Source organism: Paraburkholderia tropica (assembly GCF_014171495.1).
Lineage (GTDB): Bacteria > Pseudomonadota > Gammaproteobacteria > Burkholderiales > Burkholderiaceae > Paraburkholderia > Paraburkholderia tropica.
The window spans coordinates 1296008-1314639 of record NZ_CP049137.1; the positions used below are offsets into that span (position 1 = coordinate 1296008).

Sequence of the window (18632 nt, forward strand, 5' to 3'; positions counted from 1 at the left end):
TTCCCGATTGGCTTGTGGGCCCGTTCGATTCTAAGTCAACCCGGCGCCTGAACGAAAAGAGTCGAGCGAGAGAATGCAGCTCGGCTGCGGGGCCTTTCTTGCGTCCCCTTAGAACTTGTGCTTGATCCCCAGCGTGACGACGAGCTGGCGATTGCCGCTGGCCGGTCCATATCCGAGTATGGTTGCATGGTGAGCGTCGCCTGCGGCCTGCTGCATGAATGTGAGCATCGAAAGGTCCGTGCGTTTGGACAGCGAATACACGATGGCGAGGTTCAGTTCGTGCCACATGGGTATCTCGCGCGGGCGATCGTAGACGCCGCGCGTGAACACATACGCCGCGCCGAGCAGCAACCATGGTCTCAAGTAATAGCGCGCACTGACGTTGAAGTTGTTGAGCGTGAGGTGCGTGGCGTCGAGATAGTCGTAGTTGACGTTGCTGTACATCGCACCGAATATCGCCGACCCCGCCGTGTAGAATCCGCCGGTGCCGAAGATCTTCTGGCGGCTCGCGTAGGCGTGCGGGTCCGCCGCGCTGTGCGTAAAGATCAGATAGCTTGCCGAATAATCATTATCGACCGCGCCCGGCTGATTCGTCGAGCTATAAGGCGAGTCGTATTCCGCATAGGCAACGTTCCAGTTCAAACCGCCGTAGTCGTAACTCGCCCCAAAGCTGAACGCCCGATTGTTCGCAAATCCTCCAGGCGCGTTGCTCAACCCGTAAAGCGCGGTCGCCTTGAAGCCTTTGATGTTCGGCGTCACGTACTTGAGCGAATTCTGGATGCGGATATTGTTGAACGTGTTGTCGCTGTCGCCAACGCTGCCCAGCCAGCTCCACGCCGTGTTCGGCCCGAGGTAATCGACCACGGCGTCATATTGACGGCCGGCCGTGAACGTGCCCCATCTCGGGCTGGAAAGACCCACATAGGCCTGGCGTCCGAACAGGCGGCCACTTTGGCTCGCGCTGCCGGTGTAGGGATTGAAGCCATTTTCCAGCACGAATACGGCGCTATTGCCGCCGCCCAGGTCCTCCGTGCCGCGCAGGCCCCAGCGGGGGCTTTGATTCTGCCCGCTCAGCGCTTGCCAGGTGTGATGGCCGGATTGATTCGGCGACCACGCAATGCCCACGGAAATGAGACCGTACAGAGTCACGGTGCTTTGTGCATGGGCCGCGCCGGCATGTGCGCCGGCCAGACAAATCAGTGCGAGTGCGTGCGTTTTTAATTTCATTCTGGATTCCGGTCATTCCGCGGACCAAAGCGCGTTCAATGGACGTGGCGATTCCCGCGTCCGCGCACGATTGCGCGGACGCTGCAATAACGCGTGAGCGTGTGGGGAAAACGGGAGATCAGGCTGCGATGGGACTGACCGGAGCGCGGCGAATTACCTTCTCGCCCGCGTCGGTCTGGACACCCAAGGCATAGAGGCCTGAATGCTGCTTGTTGTAGCGAATCTCGAACGGAAAGTCGGCGGGACGCGCGATATCGCCAAGCCAGCGCGCGAGCGCATCTTCATCCTCGCCAATTTCAATCCAGTTGAGGCCCTCGCCGCGCACCGACCCCGATCCCGGCACGACCGGCAGCGTTGCAGGATGCGGACCGTTCGTCATCTTGAAGTACAGGTTCGGCTTGCCGATGGGCCAGGCGGTCAACGCGCTGGGCGTCTGCAAGGCAAAGCTGCGATTGCCGTTCATCATCTGACGGCCGGCCTCCTTGCCCGTGGTGTTCGGATCGACCACGGTATGGTGGTGACGCGCGAAGGCCTCCAGTTCATCGAGCGTGTCCGCACGCAGGCACCATCCAACGAAGCAGTCGCCTGTTTGCGTTTGGCGCGCGAAGAATTCCGCAAGCGGTTGCCCGCGCTTGAGGACCGTATGATCGACAATGCTTTCGACCTCGATGTAAATATCTTCGGCGAGCGGCACGACGCGATGCCCGATGCCGTAGAGCGGGAAGAATCCGCCGTCGTAATTGCCGATGCCGGTTTCCTGGCTCAGTCGAAATGTGGCTTCGTACACGTTTTGCGCGGCGAGGCAAATATGATCGAAGTGAATCATCGTGAGTGCGTTCCTTGCTGTGGGGGGGAGAGGGCGAGCCGTTTCTGCCTTGAATTCGGGGCAGGCTTACCGGTTATGAAGCGATGGCCCGATTTGCGGTGAAGTCGACGACGGGTTCGCGTTTTTAGATGAAGCATCGTTCTGTTCGTATCGAGGCATCAAGGCGAAGACTGCGGAGGCTGCAATGGCCAGCAGCGCGCTCAGCATGAGGCCGGGCTGATAGCTGCCGAACCGGTCGGCGAGCCAGCCGATGGAGAACGGGCCGATGCCGGCGACGATGCAAAGCGAGCCGTATTGCCACGCGTAGACGCGAGGAAACACACGCAGGCCGAAATACCGCGTGCACATGTATGAGACGAGGTCGATTTCGCCGCCGAATGTCCAGCCCACTGAGAACGCATAGAAAGCCGCATAACGAATGCCGCCGAAATGGATCGCGAGCAGGCCCGCTGCGCCTACCAGGCACGAAAAGACCATGAGCCAGGAAGCCTGAACATAGTCGGAAAGCCACCCGCAGATCAGTCGCACGCAAATCGTGCCGATGCCGACCAGGCTGATGTATTTCGCGGCGGTGCCCGGCGCCGCGCCGGACTCAGCGAGCAACGGCGCCATGTGCTGAGCGTTGCCGGATACCACGAGGGTGGAGAGCGTGAAGGCGACGAACATCAGCCAGAATGTGCGGCTGCGTTTGGCATCGGCGAACTCACGCTCGAGCGCTTGCATATCGACGGCGTGCGGTCTCTCCTCGCGCTGCGGCGGCGTTTCGGACGTCGTCGCTTCGGCGCGATGATCGCGCAGCACCAGGAGAGCGATGGGCACACCGGTCGCGGCCAGTGCGGACAACGCCATGTAACCGACATGCCAGCCTAGCCGGTGAATCACGGCGGCGATCAACAACGGGAACGCCGCGCCGCATAGACCCAAACCGACCTGCGTGAGGCCCAGTGCGAGACCCCGGCCGCGATCGAACCAGCTGCTGACCACGCGCGTGTAAGGCAGGCCGCTGGTGCCGCTACCCACTAAACCAAGGAGTCCGATGAGTCCGATATACGTCACGGGGGAGCGCGCGCCGGCTGCAATCGCGAGAAAGCACAGCGCAAGCGCGAGCGCGCTGGCGGCGACTGTGCGCGCGGCGCCGAAGCGAGACAGCATGCGCCCCCAGAACTGCAATCCCACGGCAAGGCCGAGTGTGAACGCGAGATATCCCGCGCCGTACTGCGTTTTCGTGAGACCAAAGGCCTGTTCGAGGTCCCTGGCAAAGAGACCGAGGTTATAAGAACCCAGGCCGATCACTCCGACACCGAGGCCGGCCGTGCAAGCAATCAATTGAGGCCAGCCTCGGTGAAATTCGTCAAGCTTGCGCATACATGTCCTGTGTCTGGATGATTTCGTCGTGCCGACGCACGCGCGAAACAAACCGGGGTTATCGTTCAAGCGCCGCTGCACATGCATCGACGGGCTCAAGAATAGGGCCGAAAAAAAACACGATAAACGGAGATCTTGCGAACGCCGCGTTGCGTTTTCTGCAATGCACAGGCGTGAAAAGGGCATGCACGCGCCGCGGAATACGCGGGTGCGCCAGGCAATGGATGAAGTGGATTAAAGGAATGCGACGCGAGGGAAATAGCGCGTCCAAGCTGAACCAAACGATCCAGCTCGGCTCAAGAAAGGGAAATCAGACGCGGGCGTGCCCCGCGCTGTAGCGGGACGCTCGCGTAGTGCAGCAGGCGGGCCCGGCTAAATGCGCAGCAGTCGTGCGGCGTTGCCGCCCACGATCATGTTGCGCCCGGCGTCATCGATCGGAACGTGGTCGAGAAAGCGCACGGGCTGCTCGTATCCCATATCGAAGCAGTAGTCGCTGCCAAGCACGAGTCGATCCACGCCGACGTTCTTGATGAGAAACTCGAGTATGGGCGCCGAATGGGAAACCGAGTCGTAGCTGAAGCGGCGCGCGTAGCTGCTGGGCTGCTGGGCGAGCTTGCGCGTTTCAGGCCGCACATTCCACCCGGCATCGATGCGCCCCAGCAGAATCGGCAAAGCCCCGCCCGCATGCGGCAGCGTGATTTCCAGCGTGGGATAGCGGTCCATCACGCCGCCGAGAATCAGATGCGACGCGGCAATGGCCGTGTCGAAAGGATTGCCAAGCAGATTGCTCAGATAGTAGTCGGCGAGGCGGCTCCCACCGACGGTTTGTTGGGGATGCAAAAAGACCGGCAGCCCCATTTGGGCGATACGGGCGAAAATCGGATCGAAGCGGGGATCGTCGAGATCGTGATTGTCGATGTTCGTGCCCATATACACGCCGCGCACGCCAGGCAAGTCCGCGGCGCGATCGAGTTCATCGAGCGCGTCGCGCGCGTCCAGCATCGGCAGCGTCGCCAGCACGACGAATCGTGTGGGGTGGGCGCGATAGACGTCCGATGCTGCCACATTCCACGTTCTCGCCAATCGCGCATTGAACGGGCGGTCGCCCCAGTATGCCATGGGCACACTCAGTGATAGCGCCTGAACATCGACGCCACTTGCGTTCATGTCCCGCAGGCGTTGGTCGACATCGATGAACTTCATGGGCAACGGACCCAGGCCGCCGGCCGGTGTCTTGAAGGTGAACGAAAGGCCGTCGGACACAAAACTGCCGCCGTATTTCGAACCCTCCTTACCCACGAGGTCGCAATACGCTTCGGGGTAGTAGTGCGCGTGAACATCGATCGAACGCTGGTTGGCGGCCGCCGCCGAAGCCTGTTTGCCGCTCACGCCGAGTGCGGCTCCCCCGGCGACCGCGCCCAGTGCGCCGAGCAAACGGCGGCGAGCCGGGGAAATACAGCATGTGCAATCCATACCTTGTCTCCTTCTGTTTATATGTGGTGAGTACTTGCGAGGCTTACGCACCGTGCGTGGTGCCTATTTCACATCTGACAGTTTGCGAATCGAACAGCATGCGCTCGCGTTGCGCGCGGGCTGAGCGGTCGGTGACTGAGAAAAACCAGATGCCCGCAAATGCGCAAATCATCGAAAAGAGCGCGGGATATTCGTACGGGTAAGCCGCATGAACGTGCCCCAGCACCTGCACCCATACTGTTGGGCTGAGTATGGTCAGCACCACGGCGACGGCGAGTCCAATCGTGCCGCCCGCCACGGCGCCGCGCGTGGTCATGCCACGCCAGTAAATCGACAACAGCAGCACCGGGAAATTCGAGCTTGCGGCGATCGAAAACGTCAGGCTGACGATAAACGCGATATTCTGCTTTTCGAACGCGAGTCCGAGCAGGATGGCGAATATGCCCAGAACAAAGGTGGTCGCGCGCGAGACGCGCATTTCGTCGCGCTCGGAAGCCTTGCCACGGCGCAGCACGTTCGCATAGAGGTCATGCGAGATCGCAGAAGAGCCCGCGAGCGTGAGCCCCGCCACGACGGCAAGAATGGTCGAGAACGCAACGGCGCAGATAAAGCCTAGAAAGACATTGCCGCCCACCGCGTGCGCGAGATGAATCGCGACCATATTGACGCCGCCTGTCACCGCGCCCGAAGGCGTGTGATAGCGTGGGTCCGTCGCCACGAGCGCAATCGTGCCGAACCCGATCACGATAATGAGGGCGTAGCCTATGCCGACGATGCCCGTCGCGTAAAGAATGCTCTTGCGCGCCGCCTTGACGTCGCGGACTGTGAAAAAGCGCATCAGGATATGCGGCAAGCCCGCGGTGCCGAATATGAGTGCGAGGCCCAGCGAGATGGCCGAAACCGGATCGGAGACCAGGCCGCCCGGTCGCATGATTGCGTCGTGCGCCGGATGCACGGCAACGGCTTGGGCAAAGAGTGCGTTCAGGCTGAAGCCGAAGCGCGAGAGCACCATGATCGCCATGAACGCCGCGCCCGCGAGCAACAGCACCGCCTTGATGATCTGGATCCACGTGGTGGCGAGCATGCCGCCGAAGAATACATAAACGACCATCAGCACGCCCACCATCACCACGGCCACGCTGTAGTGCAGGCCGAACAGCAGTTCGATCAGCTTGCCGGCGCCGACCATCTGCGAGACGAGATAGAGCAGCACGATGACGATGGAACTCGACGCCGCGAATGCACGGATCGGGCGCTGTGCGAGACGCCAGGACACGACGTCCGCGAGCGTGTATTTGCCGAGATTGCGCAGCGGTTCTGCGATGAGGAACAGAATGATCGGCCAGCTTGCGAGAAAGCCAATCGAGTAGATCAAGCCGTCGTAGCCGCTCGTAAATACTAGCGCGGAGATGCCGAGCAGCGAAGCGGCCGACATGTAGTCGCCCGCAATGGCCCAGCCGTTCTGAAGTGCGGTGATCTTGCCGCCTGCCGCGTAGTGGTCGGATACGCTGTTGTTCCTGCGCGCCGCCCATTTGGTGATGACGAGCGTGGAGGCGACGAAAACGAGGAACATGCCGATGGCGAGCGTATTGTGGCCTTGCGCGATAGAAGAAGTCGTCGCGGCTTGCGCCGCAACGGGCAGGACCGCCAGCGTATAACACGCGAGGAGTGCAAGGCGTTTCATGACGTCCCTCCTTTTGCGCAGGCTTCGACCATCGCGTCGTGTACGCCGTTGGCGCGCGCGACATAGATCGCCACGAGCGCGAACGTGAATACGAACATGCCGAAACCGACCGGGAACCCCCAGGTCATCGGCTTGCCTTGCGTGATCGGCATGCCGAGCCATTTCGCGTTGAAAGCAAGTGACAGGATGAACGCGAAATAGACGCCGAGCATCAAGGCAGAGAGGCCCCACGAGAAGGCGCGGCGCGTTTTCACGAGCGCGGTAAAGCGGGGATTGCCGACCAGCGTCAGCGGGGGATCGGCGGACAGGGCCGCTCCTTCGGGCCCGTATGCGCCGTGAGAGGAAAGAGTGGGTTCCACGTAGTCTCCGTTTCGATTGTGTTTGGCTCGCGCGGCGTCACCCGGGTATGGCGTTGCCGATGTGCGCCACGCGGGTGCCGTCAAGCCGTCCAGGGAACGGCGGTCTCGCGCATCACCGCCTCGGGCGTGCGGTAACGTTCGGCCATCTCGCGCTCGGACGCGTCCTTGAGTTGCGCCTGCATGTACGCCCCAAGGTGGCGCGCATGCTGAACGATGGCGGCCCCGAATTCCGTGCGAACGGCGCTATAGGCTTCCAGCGCAGCGCGCACGTCGGCACCTTCGCGCAATGCCTTGACGAGTTCCATCGCATCGCCCGCGGCTTTGGTCACGCCCATTCCGCAGTGCGGGCGCGCCACGAATGCGGCGTCGCCGAGCAGGGCGATGCGGCCAAAGGCCATGCGCGGCACTTCGAGATCGAAAATGGGCTGGAAGAGCGGCTGCGCGGCTTTCGTCACGACCTCGGCGAACTGCGGCGCAAGCAGCGCATGCGCGGCGTCTTCCATGTTGGCCAGCACGTCGTCGCGAATCAGCGTCGGCGGGATGCCGCCCTCCCAGCGTTTGCCCGACGCATCGGTGAGCATGTCGCGAAGTGCCACCTGCTCGTCGGTCGCGCGGTACCAGACAAAGTTGTAGCGCCGCTCGCCGGGCCGGGTGCTGTTGGCGTGGCCGGCCACCGGGTAGCCAAGAATCTGTTCGCGCGGGGGCAGGCAGAACGCGAATTTGTCGAAGAGCGCAGCATGCGTGGGCGCGGAAATGGCCGCTTCGTCGACAAGACCGCGCCATGCGACATAGCCCGCATACTGCAACGCCACGCGCGGCAAAAACTGCTCGCGGATTGCCGAGCGCAGCCCGTCCGCCGCGATCACGAGATCCGCCGTGTGCGTCGTGCCGTCGGCCAATGTGACGGTGGCGCGCTCGGCGTCTTCGTCCACGCGGACGACCGACATGCCCGGGTGATAGTGAGCATCGTGGATCGATCCGCGCAACACGCTGTACATCTTGCCCCATGCGGTGAGCACTTGGGGCATATGGCAGGACGAGATCAATTCGCCATCCTGATCGAATGTGCCGCGCTTGTCGATGCTGACGCCGATCGTGTCGTCAAAGTGGATGTCCGCCGCGCTCAGCGCCGCGAACAGCTCCGGATGCGTGACGATACCCGCACCGCGTCCCGAGAGCGCCTCCGGGACGCGTTCGAAAATCTTCACCGTCCAGCCGTCGCGCGCGAGCAGGTTGGCGGCGAACAAGCCGCCGAGCGAGCCGCCCACCACGATCGCGGTGCCCTTCGTAATCTTGCCGTTCATCTCAGTTCCCTGCCTTTGCCAGATTGCCCGATTCGTTCAGTGATGCTGACGATCGTTTCTCGCCGTGTTCGACCTCCGAGGCGGGGAAGTTCAGTTCGATGGTGACGCCCGAGGGGTCTTCCACGAAGATCTGGTGCAGGCCGAGGCTGGGCACCGTGCGATCGCGCCATTTGAGCCCTTCGGCGCGCAGCGTTTGCCACATCGCCTGCACGCCGGTTGCGAGAAAGGCGATGTGATCGACATTTCCCGTGCCGCTTTCTACCAGGGCCTTGTCGCCCAGGTACGCGGTCAGTCCATCGGGGTTGTGCGCGTCCACGCCGATGATGTGGACGATGCCGAAGTCGGCTTCGTCGCCACCCCGGTAGAGCCACGCGCCGGGAAAGTCGAAGGGCGGCCGGTAGCCGCGCGTGAAGCCGAGCACACGTTCGTAGAACCCGCATGAACGTTCGAGATCGGTCGTGCGGATCGAGTAGTGGGCGAGTCTGGTAATCGGCATAAGATGTTCCTCATAATTTATCGATCGATAACTGATCGGTTGATAAATTGTAGGGAGGAAGGCGCCTGAATACCAAGCGCAAAAGCGCGGGTGTTTACCCTGGAGCGGACGGGCGTTCCAAGGGGCGTATCGCTCGAATCAGGCCAGGCTCGGGGCTTCGTGGATGCGCAGGGGCGTGCGCGAAATCGCGGACTGTTTGCGAGGTGGCACGTGTATGTTGGGGAGGGTGTGGCAACGCGGGAATCTGCGGCTAATGCAATGCCGCGTTGCGGACCGTGCAAGCTGCGCGAAGCTCGCGTCAGCGCGAACGTCCCACGCATGACGTGCGAGGACGAACGAGTGCGTCAGGACGCCGCTTTCGCCTGTTTTGCCCGCGTCGCTTTGGCCGCGGGCGCGGGCCGCAGATGCTTGAGCGCCGCCGGAACGCCGTTGAGGAAGGCGTCGATCTGCAAGGCGATCTGGCCTTCGAGGTCGTCGGGAACCGGCAGCCCGTAAATCCATTTGCGCACGCCAATATAGAAAATGCTGGCGTGCAGGCTCCAGATCAGTTCGAGATCGGCCGCGCGTTGTTGCGCATTGTTCGCGGGTTCCACGCCGTATGCCTCGCGAATCTCGTTCATCACGGGGACGAACACGCGCTCGCGCAGGCGCGCGAGGTATTTCGAGTTGATGCCTTCCTTTGTCAGCCCCGCGAAAATGAAAATGCGAATCCACTCGCGGCGCAGGATGACTTGGGAATAGCCGTGATAAAACGTGACCATGCGCTCCTGAATGGGAACCGTGCGGTCGAGAATTAGCTTTTCCCACGACGAGTCCCATTGGTAGACCTCGTCGTACACGCGGTCGATGAGCGCTTCCTTGCTGGAGAAATAGCGGTAGAGCAGGGGTTGCGTGACCCCGAGCTGGCGCGCCAGTTCGCGCGTGCTGCCCGAAAAGCCGTGCGTGGCGAAGTGGTCGATGGCCTTGAGCAGGATCTGCCGCTCGCGCACTTCAGGCGCAAGGCGGCGCGCCGTGGCGGATTGCGCCTGCGGCGTCGCGGCTCCCTCCGTTTTCTTTCGCGGCATGCTGGATCACCACTGGTTGCGTCGTGGGGATCATACAAAGATTGCCCGCCGATGGCTAGCGGGCCCCATGCCGCGCCCTCCCGCACTCGCGAGCGCGCGCTCATGAAAGACGCTGCCCCTGCATGGCCGGAATGCCCGCGTAGAGCGCCGAGAGCCAGTCGATGAAGACCTTCAGCTTCGGCGGCATGTGGCGATCGGGCGGATACACGACGGAAACCGGCCGCGGCTGGGTGTTGCAGTCGGGCAGCACCTCGCACAACCGGCCTGCGCGAATGGCGGGCTCCACGAGGTAGAGCGACGTTTTGACGAGACCGAGACCGGCGAGCGCGCATTCGACCTGCGCGTCGGCGTCGCTCACCGCTATCGCCCCGCGCAGGGCTACCGTGCGCCGCGCACCGCCCACCATGTACTCCAACGGGCGCGGGCGCCCGGTGTCCGCCGACACGTAGTCGACGGTGCTGTGATGCATAAGGTCGTCCACGCTCTCGGGCGTGCCGTGCCGCTCCAGATAGGCGGGCGTCGCGCAGGTGCAGGTGGACATGCTGCCGATGCGCCTCGCGACCATGGAGGAGTCCGGCAGCTCGCCCACGCGCACGACGCAATCCACGCCTTCGCCCACGAGGTCCACCCGGCGGTCGGTGACCGCGAGGTCGATCGAGATGTCGGCAAAGCGTTCCACGAACTCGGGCAGCGCGGGAATCACAATGCGCCTCGCCATGGCCGTCGGCATGTTGACGCGCAGTTTGCCTTTGGGCGCGATGCGCGCGCGCGACAGCGAGGCCTCCATGTCGTCGATCTCGCTGAGTACCGCAACGCAGCGCTGATAGTAGGTGCTTCCGTCTTCCGTGGGCGACACGCGGCGCGTGGTGCGGTTGAGCAGCTTGCAGCGCAGATGCTGTTCCAGTTGCCGCAGCAGCGCGGAGGCGCGCGGCGTGGTCAGCCCCGTGAGTTCCGCAGCGCGGGTGAAGCTGCCGGTTTCGACGATGCGTGCGAACACGTGCATCGACAGTAGCGTATCCATGCTCTTTTACACCTCGATGAGCTTGCGCAGCGAGTCGCCGGCCAGCGGCAGGTCGCGAACGCGCTTGCCGCTTGCGTCGAACAAGGCGTTGCCGAGCGCGCCGGCGGTCGGTCCCATGGCTGCTTCGGCCGCGCCGAGGAAGGGCGCGCCGGGGCGGTCGATCAAATGCACGTTGATCTGTTTGGGCGCCGACGAGTAGCGCAGGATGGGGTACGTGCCCCAGTCGAAGCTGCGGATGCGCTGCGTGTCGAATTGCAGGGACTCGTGCAGCGTCCAGCTCGCGGACTGGATGATGCCGCCCTCGATCTGGTTGCGGATGCCGTCGGGATTGACGATCTGCCCGCAATCGACCGCCGCTTCCGCATGCTCGAGCGTCACCTGACCCGTCTCCGGCTCGATCGAGACTTCGACGGCAACGGCAACGTACCCCATGAGGTTCTTGTACCTGGCGAATCCGAAGCCCACGCCACGATTGCGGGCGCGCGGCGCGCGCGGCCAGCCGAACTGTTTTGCGGCGAGCTTGATGACGTCCTTCGCGCGCTCGTCGTCGAGATGCCGCAAGCGGAACTCGACGGGATCGACGCCGGCCATACGGGCGAGGTCGTCCATCGTGCTTTCGATGGAGAAGACGTTCATGTGCGCGCCGAGCGAACGCATGGCCGAGGTTTGCAGCGGCATGGTCGGCGAAAAGTTGTTCATCACGTAGATGTTCGGCAACACGTAGAGCGGAATGCCGTTTCGGTCGCCGCCGCCTTCGGGTTGCAGCATCGGTGTGGAAGGCGCGGAGACGAATGGCTTTTCCAGCATGCGCGCAGGCAACAGCCGCCCCGCGTTGACGATGCGCTCGTTGTGCGAGCTGCTCCACAGTGCGTAGTTCCAGTCGACGATGCGGCCGTTCGCGTCGATGGCGGCTTTCACCTCCGTCACCATGGCGGGGGTGTAATGGTCCCAGGTATGTTCCTGCTCGCGCATCCATTGCACGCGAACCGGCTGGCCCGGCATGGCCGCCGCGATCAACGCCGCATGGGCGGCCACGTCGTCCGCGCCGTTGTGCCCGTAGCAGCCCGAACCCTCCACGTGTACGCAACGCACGTGCTCCTTCGGCAGCGAGAGCATTTCTGCGAGCGCGTCGCGCAGCGGATACACACCTTGCGAATGCGTCCAGACGGTCATCTGCGTGCCGTCGAACAGGGCGACCGAGCATGACGGACCGATCGAGCCGTGCATCATGTAGCGCTTCGTGAACTGCGCGCTGAGCGTCTTGACGGCGGGCGGCATGGGCGCGTGGTGATCCGCGATCTTGATGGGCTCCGTCGCGATGACTTTCAGGTCGCGATGCACCGTATGCGGATCGGGCAGCGCGCGGCCATTCGTCCAGACGCTTCCGGCCGAGAGCACACGTTGCGCCTGGACGGCTTGCCATTCGCCTTTCGCCACGACGGCCAGCATGCTGCCGTTGCGCACGATCCTGACCACGCCGGGCATCTTCATGACCGTGGCCTCGTCGTACGCCGTGAGGTGCGCGTCGTAGACCGGCGGCATCACCACGCGCGCGTGCAGCATGCCGGGCAACGCCATGTCCTGAACATAACTCACGCCCCCCGTCACTTTTGAGGGGATATCCACGCGCGGCAGTGAGGTGCCGATCACGCGGAACGTTTTCGGGTCCTTGAGCGGCGAGGTGGGCGTGGCGCTACGATGGAGGTTGACGAGTCCAACCGCCTCGTCATAGCTCATCATCCGGCCGTCGCGCGCGCGGATCACCGCGTTGTTCGCGACGAGCGTCGCGCCGTCCACGTTGAAGTGCGTCGCGGCGGCGTCCACGAGCAGGCCGCGCACCTGGGCGGCGGCGTTCAGCAGCGCCGACCCGCTGTCGGCGATGGTATGGCTGCCCGCGGTCAGACCTTCGTCGGGAGACGCGCCGGTGTCGGCGGTCAGGAAGGTGATGAGCGCGGGCGCCATATTCAGTTCTTCCGCCGCGACCTGGAGCAGTGCCGTGCGCACGCCCGTGCCGAGTTCGACCTTGCCCGTGAAAACGGTGACCTTGCCTTCGGGCGTGATCTTGATCCACGCGTCGAGCATCGGGTTGGTCTTGAGGCTGCCCGCGAGCGCCTGGGTCTCCTTCGAGACATGCACCGCCGCGCCTTCGTCGGCGATCACTTCCTGAGCGAACAGCTTTGCACCGGGCGCCATGCTGAAGGCAACGAACAGGGCGCCCGAGATCATGAAGTGGCGGCGGCCTTCGTCGACGAAATCGTCCTGGTGGCTCATCGTTGCGCCTTCGTTTCGATGTGAGGTTGAGCAACGGCTTGCGCAACCGATTGAAGCGCGGGCTGTGGCATGCCCGCGACCTCGCGCACGGCGGCGAGAATGCGCATGTGCGTGCCGCAGCGGCAGAGGTTCGGCTCCATGTGATCGCGCAGTTCCTGCTCGCTCGGGTGCGCGTTCTTGTCGAGCAGCGCTTGTGCGCGCATGATCATGCCCGCGATGCAATAGCCGCATTGCGCCGCCTGGTGCTTGATGAATGCGTTCTGCAAGGCTCCGGGATGCGCAGCGTTGCCGAGCCCTTCGAGCGTGCGTACGGGGCGTGCGCCAATCGCGCTCACCGGCACGAGGCAGGAAAACGTGGCCTCGCCGTCGACGATCACCGTGCATGCGCCGCATTGACCGAGGCCGCAGCCGAACTTCGCTCCGTGCAGTTTGAGATCGTTTCGCAGCGCATACAAAAGCGGCGTGGACGGGTCGATATCGAGCGTGTGCGTGGCACCGTTGACATTCAGGGTAATCATCGCGCACTGTCCTCCTTTCTGAGCTTGGCGACGAGCGGGACGGTGTCGGGCCACGCGGGTTTCGCAGACCACTTTGCGCGCACATAAGCGAGCAGATCGGCGACTTGCCGGTCGTCGTATACGCCGCTGAATGCGGGCATGTAGTTCATTGCGTCCTCGCCGTGCCAGTTGATGCCGTTCAGGATCATCTGGATTGCGTTGCGCGGCGTGTCGGCGTTGATGGCCGTGCTGAAGGCAAGCGAGGGGCGTTCGCCGATCGTCTGCATGGGTGAGCCGTCGCCGTGGCACTGCGCGCACGATGCGCTGAACAGCACCGCGCCGCGTTGCTCGGCCGGTGTGGTCTCACGCGCAGCGCTCATCATGCTCGTGGCGGCCGCTGGCGTCGTATGCGGCGCATCGCCGTTTTGAAGCGACATGATGTACGTGGCGATCGCCTCGACGTCCGACTCAGGCACGGTTGCGAGGTCGCGCGTGACGGGCAGCATCGGGCCAGCTGCCGCGCCGTGCTCGGATGCGCGGCCCGTGCGCAGGTACGTGACGAGTTGTTCGCGCGTCCACGGCTGTGACGCGCCGTGGAGCGCGTTGAGCGGCGGCGCTTCCCAGCCGTCGACAATGCCGCCTTCGAACGCCTGCCCTGACTTTTCTCCGCCGATGGCATTGAGCGGCGAGTGGCACGACGCGCAGTGCCCGAGCCCGTCCACCAGCAGTTTGCCGCGATTCCATTGCGCGTCGTGCGCGGGGTCTGGCTGAAGCGGGCCGGGGCGCAGGAACAGCACGTTCCAGAAGGCCACGAGCGGGCGGAAGTTCAGCGGAAAAACGAGCGCGTTCGCGGGCGCGGTGGCCTTGACCGGCTCGCGGCTCATCAGGTATGCATAGGCTGCCGAGACGTCATGGCGAGACATATGCGTGAAGTGCACGTACGGAAAGGCGGGATAAAGCTGATGCCCGTCGCGCGCGATGCCGCGGCGCAAGGCGCGGGCGAAGGCCGCCTCCGACCAGTTTCCGATGCCTGTTTGCGGGTCGGGCGTGATGTTCGTGGCATAGATCGTACCGAACGGCGTAGCGAGCGGCAGGCCGCCCGCGAACGGCTTGCCGTTCTTCGCGGTGTGGCATACCACGCAGTCGCCCAGAGCGACCACGCGCGCGCCTTCCTGCTTGAGCTGGACGTCGAAGCTGTCGGGCGACGGCGGCGTGACGGGCGCGATGGCTGGCTCGTACATGACGGCGCCCGCCACCGCCAGGCCCACGACAGCGAGCGCGCCAACGGCCAGCGCAATGCGTTTGCGATTCATGCTATCTCCTCGCTTCCTCGTTCATGGGCGCCTTTGCGGTAAGGCTTCACGAGGAGAGGGCGTCGGCGGCGGACGGTTCGCCGGAGGGAGCGCCATGCGGCGGGTAATCGACGTAGCCGACATCGTCGCCGCCATACCAGCCCACCGGGCGCGGCGCGGCCAGTTCGAGATTCCCGGCAATACGCTCGACGAGGTCCGGGTTCGCGATGTACGCGCGGCCGAACGAGACGAGATCGGCGTCGCCCGCGGCGATCAGGCGATCGGCGGCCGAAGGCGTAATGGAGCCGTTGAGCATCAGCGTGCCCTTGAACGCGGGACGCAGGGTCTCAATCATGCGGGGCAAGTCCGGCTGGCCGCTCCAGCCGTTCGTGTCGGCCGCGTGCAGATACGCGATGCCCGCTTCGTCGAGCATGCGCGCGACGTACGCGTAAGTGCCATCTGGATCGGCGTCGCGCACGTTGTTGTAGGCCGCATACGGCGAAACGCGCACGCCCACTTTGGCGAGCGGTATGACTTCGCCCACGGCCTTGATGACTTCGGCGAGAAAGCGCGTGCGGTTGGCAAGCGAGCCGCCGAACTGGTCTTCGCGCGTATTCGTCGTCGACGAGAGGAACTGATGCAGCAGATAGCCATTGGCGGCGTGGATTTCAACGCCGTCGAAACCGGCGGCGAGCGCATTGATGGCAGCGCGCCGGTACTCTGCGATGGCCTGGACGATTTCGTCCGTCGTCATGGCGCGCGACGGCGTGGCGTGGATCTTCGTGTAGAAGCCGTTTTGCAGTTGCCCCCACACTTGCAGTTGCTCCAGATCGTCGTTCAGGCCCGAAGGCGAGAGCGGCTGATTGCCGTCGAGTAGCGCCAGCGAACTCACGCGGCCGCTGTGCCAGAGTTGCACGAACAGGCGTCCGTGCTTCGCGTGCACCGCTTCGGTCACGGGTTTCCAGCTCTGCACCTGGGCGTCGGTCACGAGGCCCGGCGCCAGTTCGAACGCGGCGGAGTGCGAACTGACGTTCGTGGCCTCGCTGATCAGGAGGCCCGCCGACGCGCGCTGCGCGTAATACTGCGCCATCCGCGCAGTGGCTTCGCCTTGATGTGGCGCGCGTGCGCGCGTCATGGGCGCCATCGCGATCCGGTTGGGCAGCGCGAGACCGGACAGGTCGTAAGGAGTCAGCAACGAAGACATGGCGAGTTTCCTGTGGGGCACTTTCCTGCAGTTGAACTGTGGGTACGGACTTCGGGGTCTAGCGGCCGGTGCGCACGTGGGTGCGTCCGACGAAAAGAAAGTGGACAAACGCAATGAGCGGGAAAACGAGGGCGACGCCGGCAACGAGCGTCCAGCCGCCGCGCGCGAACAGCGTGCTGGCGAGCGCCGAGCCGATCGCGCCGCCCACGAAGATGCTCGTCATGTAAAGCGCGTTGAGGCGGTTGCGGCTCGACGCATGCAGCGCGTAGATCTCGCGTTGGCCGAGCACCATGTTCATCTGCACCGCGAAATCGAGCGTGATGCCGGTGACGACGAGGCCGAACACGCCCCATGCCGGATGCACGAGGGCTGGCAGGAAAGACAGCGCGGCCGTCACCAGGGCGACGAACGTGGCGCGCACGGAATGACCGGCGTCGGCCAGTCGGCCCGCCACGGGCGCGGAGGTGGCGCCGATTGCGCCCACGAGTGCGAACAGTGCGATCTCCGACTGCGTGAGCCGGTACTGGCGCGTCAGTTCGATCGGCACCGCCGTCCAGAAGAGACTGAACGTGGCAAACATGAGGCCCTGGTAGAGCGCGCGATGACGCAGCACGGGCAGGCTTCGGGTGAGCGCGACGAGCGAGCCGAGCAATTCGAGGTAAGTGGCGCGGTGCTCGGGACGGCGCTGCGGGATCGTGAGCGCGAGCACGGCCGTGACGAGCGCCATCAGAACCGCCGCGCCGCCGAACACGACGCGCCAGCCCAGGTGGTCGGCGACCACGCTCGCGAGCGGGCGTGAGAGCAGCACGCCGAGCAGCAGCCCGCCCATGATGGTGCCGACGATGCGTCCGCGCGAGTGGTCGGGCGCGAGGTGCGCCGCGAGCGGAATCAGGATCTGCACGGCGACTGAACTGAAGCCGATCAGGAAGGAGAGCACGAGAAACCAGCTTGCCGAATGTACGAGCGACGCCGCCGTGAGGCTCGCGATCGACACCAGTGCGGTCACGATCATGAGCTTGCGGTTTTCCAGCAGGTCCCCGAGCGGAACGATGAAGAACAGGCCGAGCGCATAGCCGATCTGCGTGAGCGAGACGACGAGGCTCGCGGTGTCGGCGGACATGTGGAGCGACGAGCCGATCAGCAGCGTGATCGGTTGCGCGTAGTACAGGTTCGCAACGATCGCGCCGCAAGCGAAGGCAAACAGCGCGACGAGTCCCGACGTGAGTTGGACGGAATCCGATTTGCCGCCGAGGGCGCGAGAGGGCATGGACATGTTTGCTCCTTGAGCGGTGGCCGCGTGCCACTGACGCGGAAGACTCAACAGATCGCAACGTTAGAAGAGTCGCCGGCCTTGTGGAAGCCGAACACAACGCAACCCCGCGTTGCGTAAATTGCAATGAAAGCGCAGTGTCAGGTGCAGTATGTGCAGGTCGGAGAGTCCGCGCTTTGCGAATTGCGGTCCGTTTTTTGGATTCGCACGATGTCGATTCGACGCGAGTTGTGGAGGGCGCGATTGACAATGCCGCTCATCAATGCCGCTCATAATCGGTCGGAGCGTCTGGAAGTTTGAACGATGGGCGCGTGGCGGCGGTTACTGAAGTTGCGGATCCTGTTGCACTCGCATCTTTTACGCGATGCGTGCCGGCGAAACGTTCGCGCGAAGGCATTGATGTCGTAGCAGCAGCCGGCCGCGTAAAGAGCGATCTACCGAACAGGATTGAGTGGTCCGCACAGGCGTCGGGAATGGCCTCAGCAACCCACGCTCCATGCCAAACATTGAATGACGATGACGGACTTGGCGCCTCACACAGAGGTGAGGTTCTTTGATTTTACATAATCTAAGTTATCGCACTTTTCAGTATCAACCAAACGCCCCCATCCCCAACCACCTTGCATCAAACCCAATAAACGATAATAATTCTCATTCGTAAAATAACCGTAAGTGACATGAAACCGGCCGCCCGTGCGGCACTGGTGCCGTGCAGACCGATCCGTGCAGCCGTCTTCCAGCCTCGCCAACGCCTTTGCCGCGCATTACCGGACGCTCGTCGCGTTCGCCGCGCGCCGCATGAAGTCGGCGGAAGCCGCGGCGGATCTGGTCCATGACGCGTTCGTCAAAGTGGCGTCCTTGCCCGGCACCGCGGAGGTCCGGCAGCCGCGCGCGTTCTTCGTGCGCGTGATCGAGAACCTCATGATCGACCGTTTCCGCGAAAGCCGCGCGTCGGCGCACGCACGCATCGACGTGACGCCGCTCGACGACGATAATGACGCCTTTGCCGATCTGGCGATCGATCCCGTCGATCCGAGCCAGCTCGCCGAGGCCATGCAGACGGCGCGCGCGCTCGAAAGCGCCGTGAACGCGCTGCCTGCGCGCTGCCGCGAGGTGTTCGTGCTGCGCAAGGTGCACGGGCTCTCGCACGAAGCAATCGCCGAGCGTCTGCAGATCAGCAAGAACATGGTCGAAAAGCATTTGCGGCGCGCCCTGCTGGGTCTCGTCGAGTTCGATCGAGGCGCGCACGGCGACGACATCCCGCCGGCTCATGACTAAG

The 18632-nt window shown here is 63.7% G+C and carries 16 protein-coding genes; 1 reads left to right on the forward strand and 15 read right to left on the reverse strand.

The genetic code is table 11. The features are described 5' to 3' along the window. Positions 1-108 precede the first annotated feature (108 nt). The 15 genes from G5S35_RS35985 to G5S35_RS36055 all read right to left on the reverse strand — a co-directional run bounded on the left by G5S35_RS35985 (position 109) and on the right by G5S35_RS36055 (position 17356). Entirely contained in the window at positions 109-1227 is a 1119-nt protein-coding gene (locus G5S35_RS35985) for a porin (protein ID WP_065062989.1), read from the reverse strand. A gap of 118 nt (positions 1228-1345) precedes the next feature. Further along, positions 1346-2053 carry a VOC family protein gene (locus G5S35_RS35990; protein WP_065062991.1) on the reverse strand — a complete coding sequence of 236 codons (708 nt, stop codon included), beginning with the start codon at positions 2051-2053 and terminating at the stop codon, positions 1346-1348. Positions 2054-2119: 66 nt separating this feature from the next. Beyond that, on the reverse strand, positions 2120-3418 hold the full coding sequence (locus G5S35_RS35995) for an MFS transporter (RefSeq protein ID WP_183040215.1): 1299 nt from the start codon (positions 3416-3418) through the stop codon (positions 2120-2122). Positions 3419-3790: 372 nt separating this feature from the next. Beyond that, positions 3791-4852: an amidohydrolase family protein gene (locus tag G5S35_RS36000; RefSeq protein WP_408583088.1), complete on the reverse strand. Its 1062-nt coding sequence runs from the start codon at positions 4850-4852 to the stop codon at positions 3791-3793. Between the two features lie 82 nt (positions 4853-4934). Continuing rightward, on the reverse strand, positions 4935-6575 hold the full coding sequence (locus G5S35_RS36005) for a cation acetate symporter (RefSeq protein ID WP_065062996.1): 1641 nt from the start codon (positions 6573-6575) through the stop codon (positions 4935-4937). Beyond that, positions 6572-6934 carry a DUF485 domain-containing protein gene (locus G5S35_RS36010; protein ID WP_124261720.1) on the reverse strand — a complete coding sequence of 121 codons (363 nt, stop codon included), beginning with the start codon at positions 6932-6934 and terminating at the stop codon, positions 6572-6574. The genes G5S35_RS36005 and G5S35_RS36010 overlap by 4 nt, the downstream gene beginning before the upstream one ends. Before the next feature lie 80 nt (positions 6935-7014). Further along, positions 7015-8238, reverse strand: a complete 1224-nt coding sequence (locus G5S35_RS36015) for an FAD binding domain-containing protein (RefSeq protein ID WP_176080685.1) — start codon at positions 8236-8238, stop codon at positions 7015-7017. 1 nt (position 8239) lies between these two features. Then, complete coding sequence (locus tag G5S35_RS36020) at positions 8240-8734, reverse strand: VOC family protein (RefSeq protein ID WP_176080686.1); 495 nt, start codon at positions 8732-8734, stop codon at positions 8240-8242. Between the two features lie 344 nt (positions 8735-9078). Beyond that, entirely contained in the window at positions 9079-9798 is a 720-nt protein-coding gene (locus G5S35_RS36025) for a TetR/AcrR family transcriptional regulator (RefSeq protein ID WP_065063004.1), read from the reverse strand. A 100-nt stretch (positions 9799-9898) separates the two neighbouring features. Beyond that, positions 9899-10819 (reverse strand): LysR family transcriptional regulator, encoded by a 921-nt coding sequence (locus tag G5S35_RS36030; protein WP_183040216.1) that lies wholly within the window; start codon positions 10817-10819, stop codon positions 9899-9901. A 6-nt stretch (positions 10820-10825) separates the two neighbouring features. Then, positions 10826-13090, reverse strand: coding sequence for a xanthine dehydrogenase family protein molybdopterin-binding subunit (locus G5S35_RS36035; RefSeq protein WP_183040217.1), 2265 nt, complete (start codon positions 13088-13090; stop codon positions 10826-10828). Next, the gene (locus tag G5S35_RS36040) at positions 13087-13608 is read right to left on the reverse strand and encodes a (2Fe-2S)-binding protein (protein WP_065063010.1); all 522 of its coding nucleotides are present in this window, start codon (positions 13606-13608) and stop codon (positions 13087-13089) included. Before G5S35_RS36040 ends, G5S35_RS36035 begins: the two co-directional genes overlap by 4 nt. Beyond that, complete coding sequence (locus G5S35_RS36045; RefSeq protein WP_183040218.1) at positions 13605-14900, reverse strand: c-type cytochrome; 1296 nt, start codon at positions 14898-14900, stop codon at positions 13605-13607. Before G5S35_RS36045 ends, G5S35_RS36040 begins: the two co-directional genes overlap by 4 nt. 46 nt (positions 14901-14946) lie before the next feature. Beyond that, positions 14947-16083, reverse strand: coding sequence for an alkene reductase (locus G5S35_RS36050; RefSeq protein WP_176080689.1), 1137 nt, complete (start codon positions 16081-16083; stop codon positions 14947-14949). A gap of 58 nt (positions 16084-16141) precedes the next feature. After that, positions 16142-17356, reverse strand: coding sequence for an MFS transporter (locus G5S35_RS36055; protein ID WP_110328967.1), 1215 nt, complete (start codon positions 17354-17356; stop codon positions 16142-16144). 720 nt (positions 17357-18076) lie between these two features. Here G5S35_RS36055 and G5S35_RS36060 point away from each other — a divergent pair. Continuing rightward, positions 18077-18631, forward strand: a complete 555-nt coding sequence (locus G5S35_RS36060) for a sigma-70 family RNA polymerase sigma factor (protein WP_065059246.1) — start codon at positions 18077-18079, stop codon at positions 18629-18631. Position 18632 lies beyond the last annotated feature (1 nt).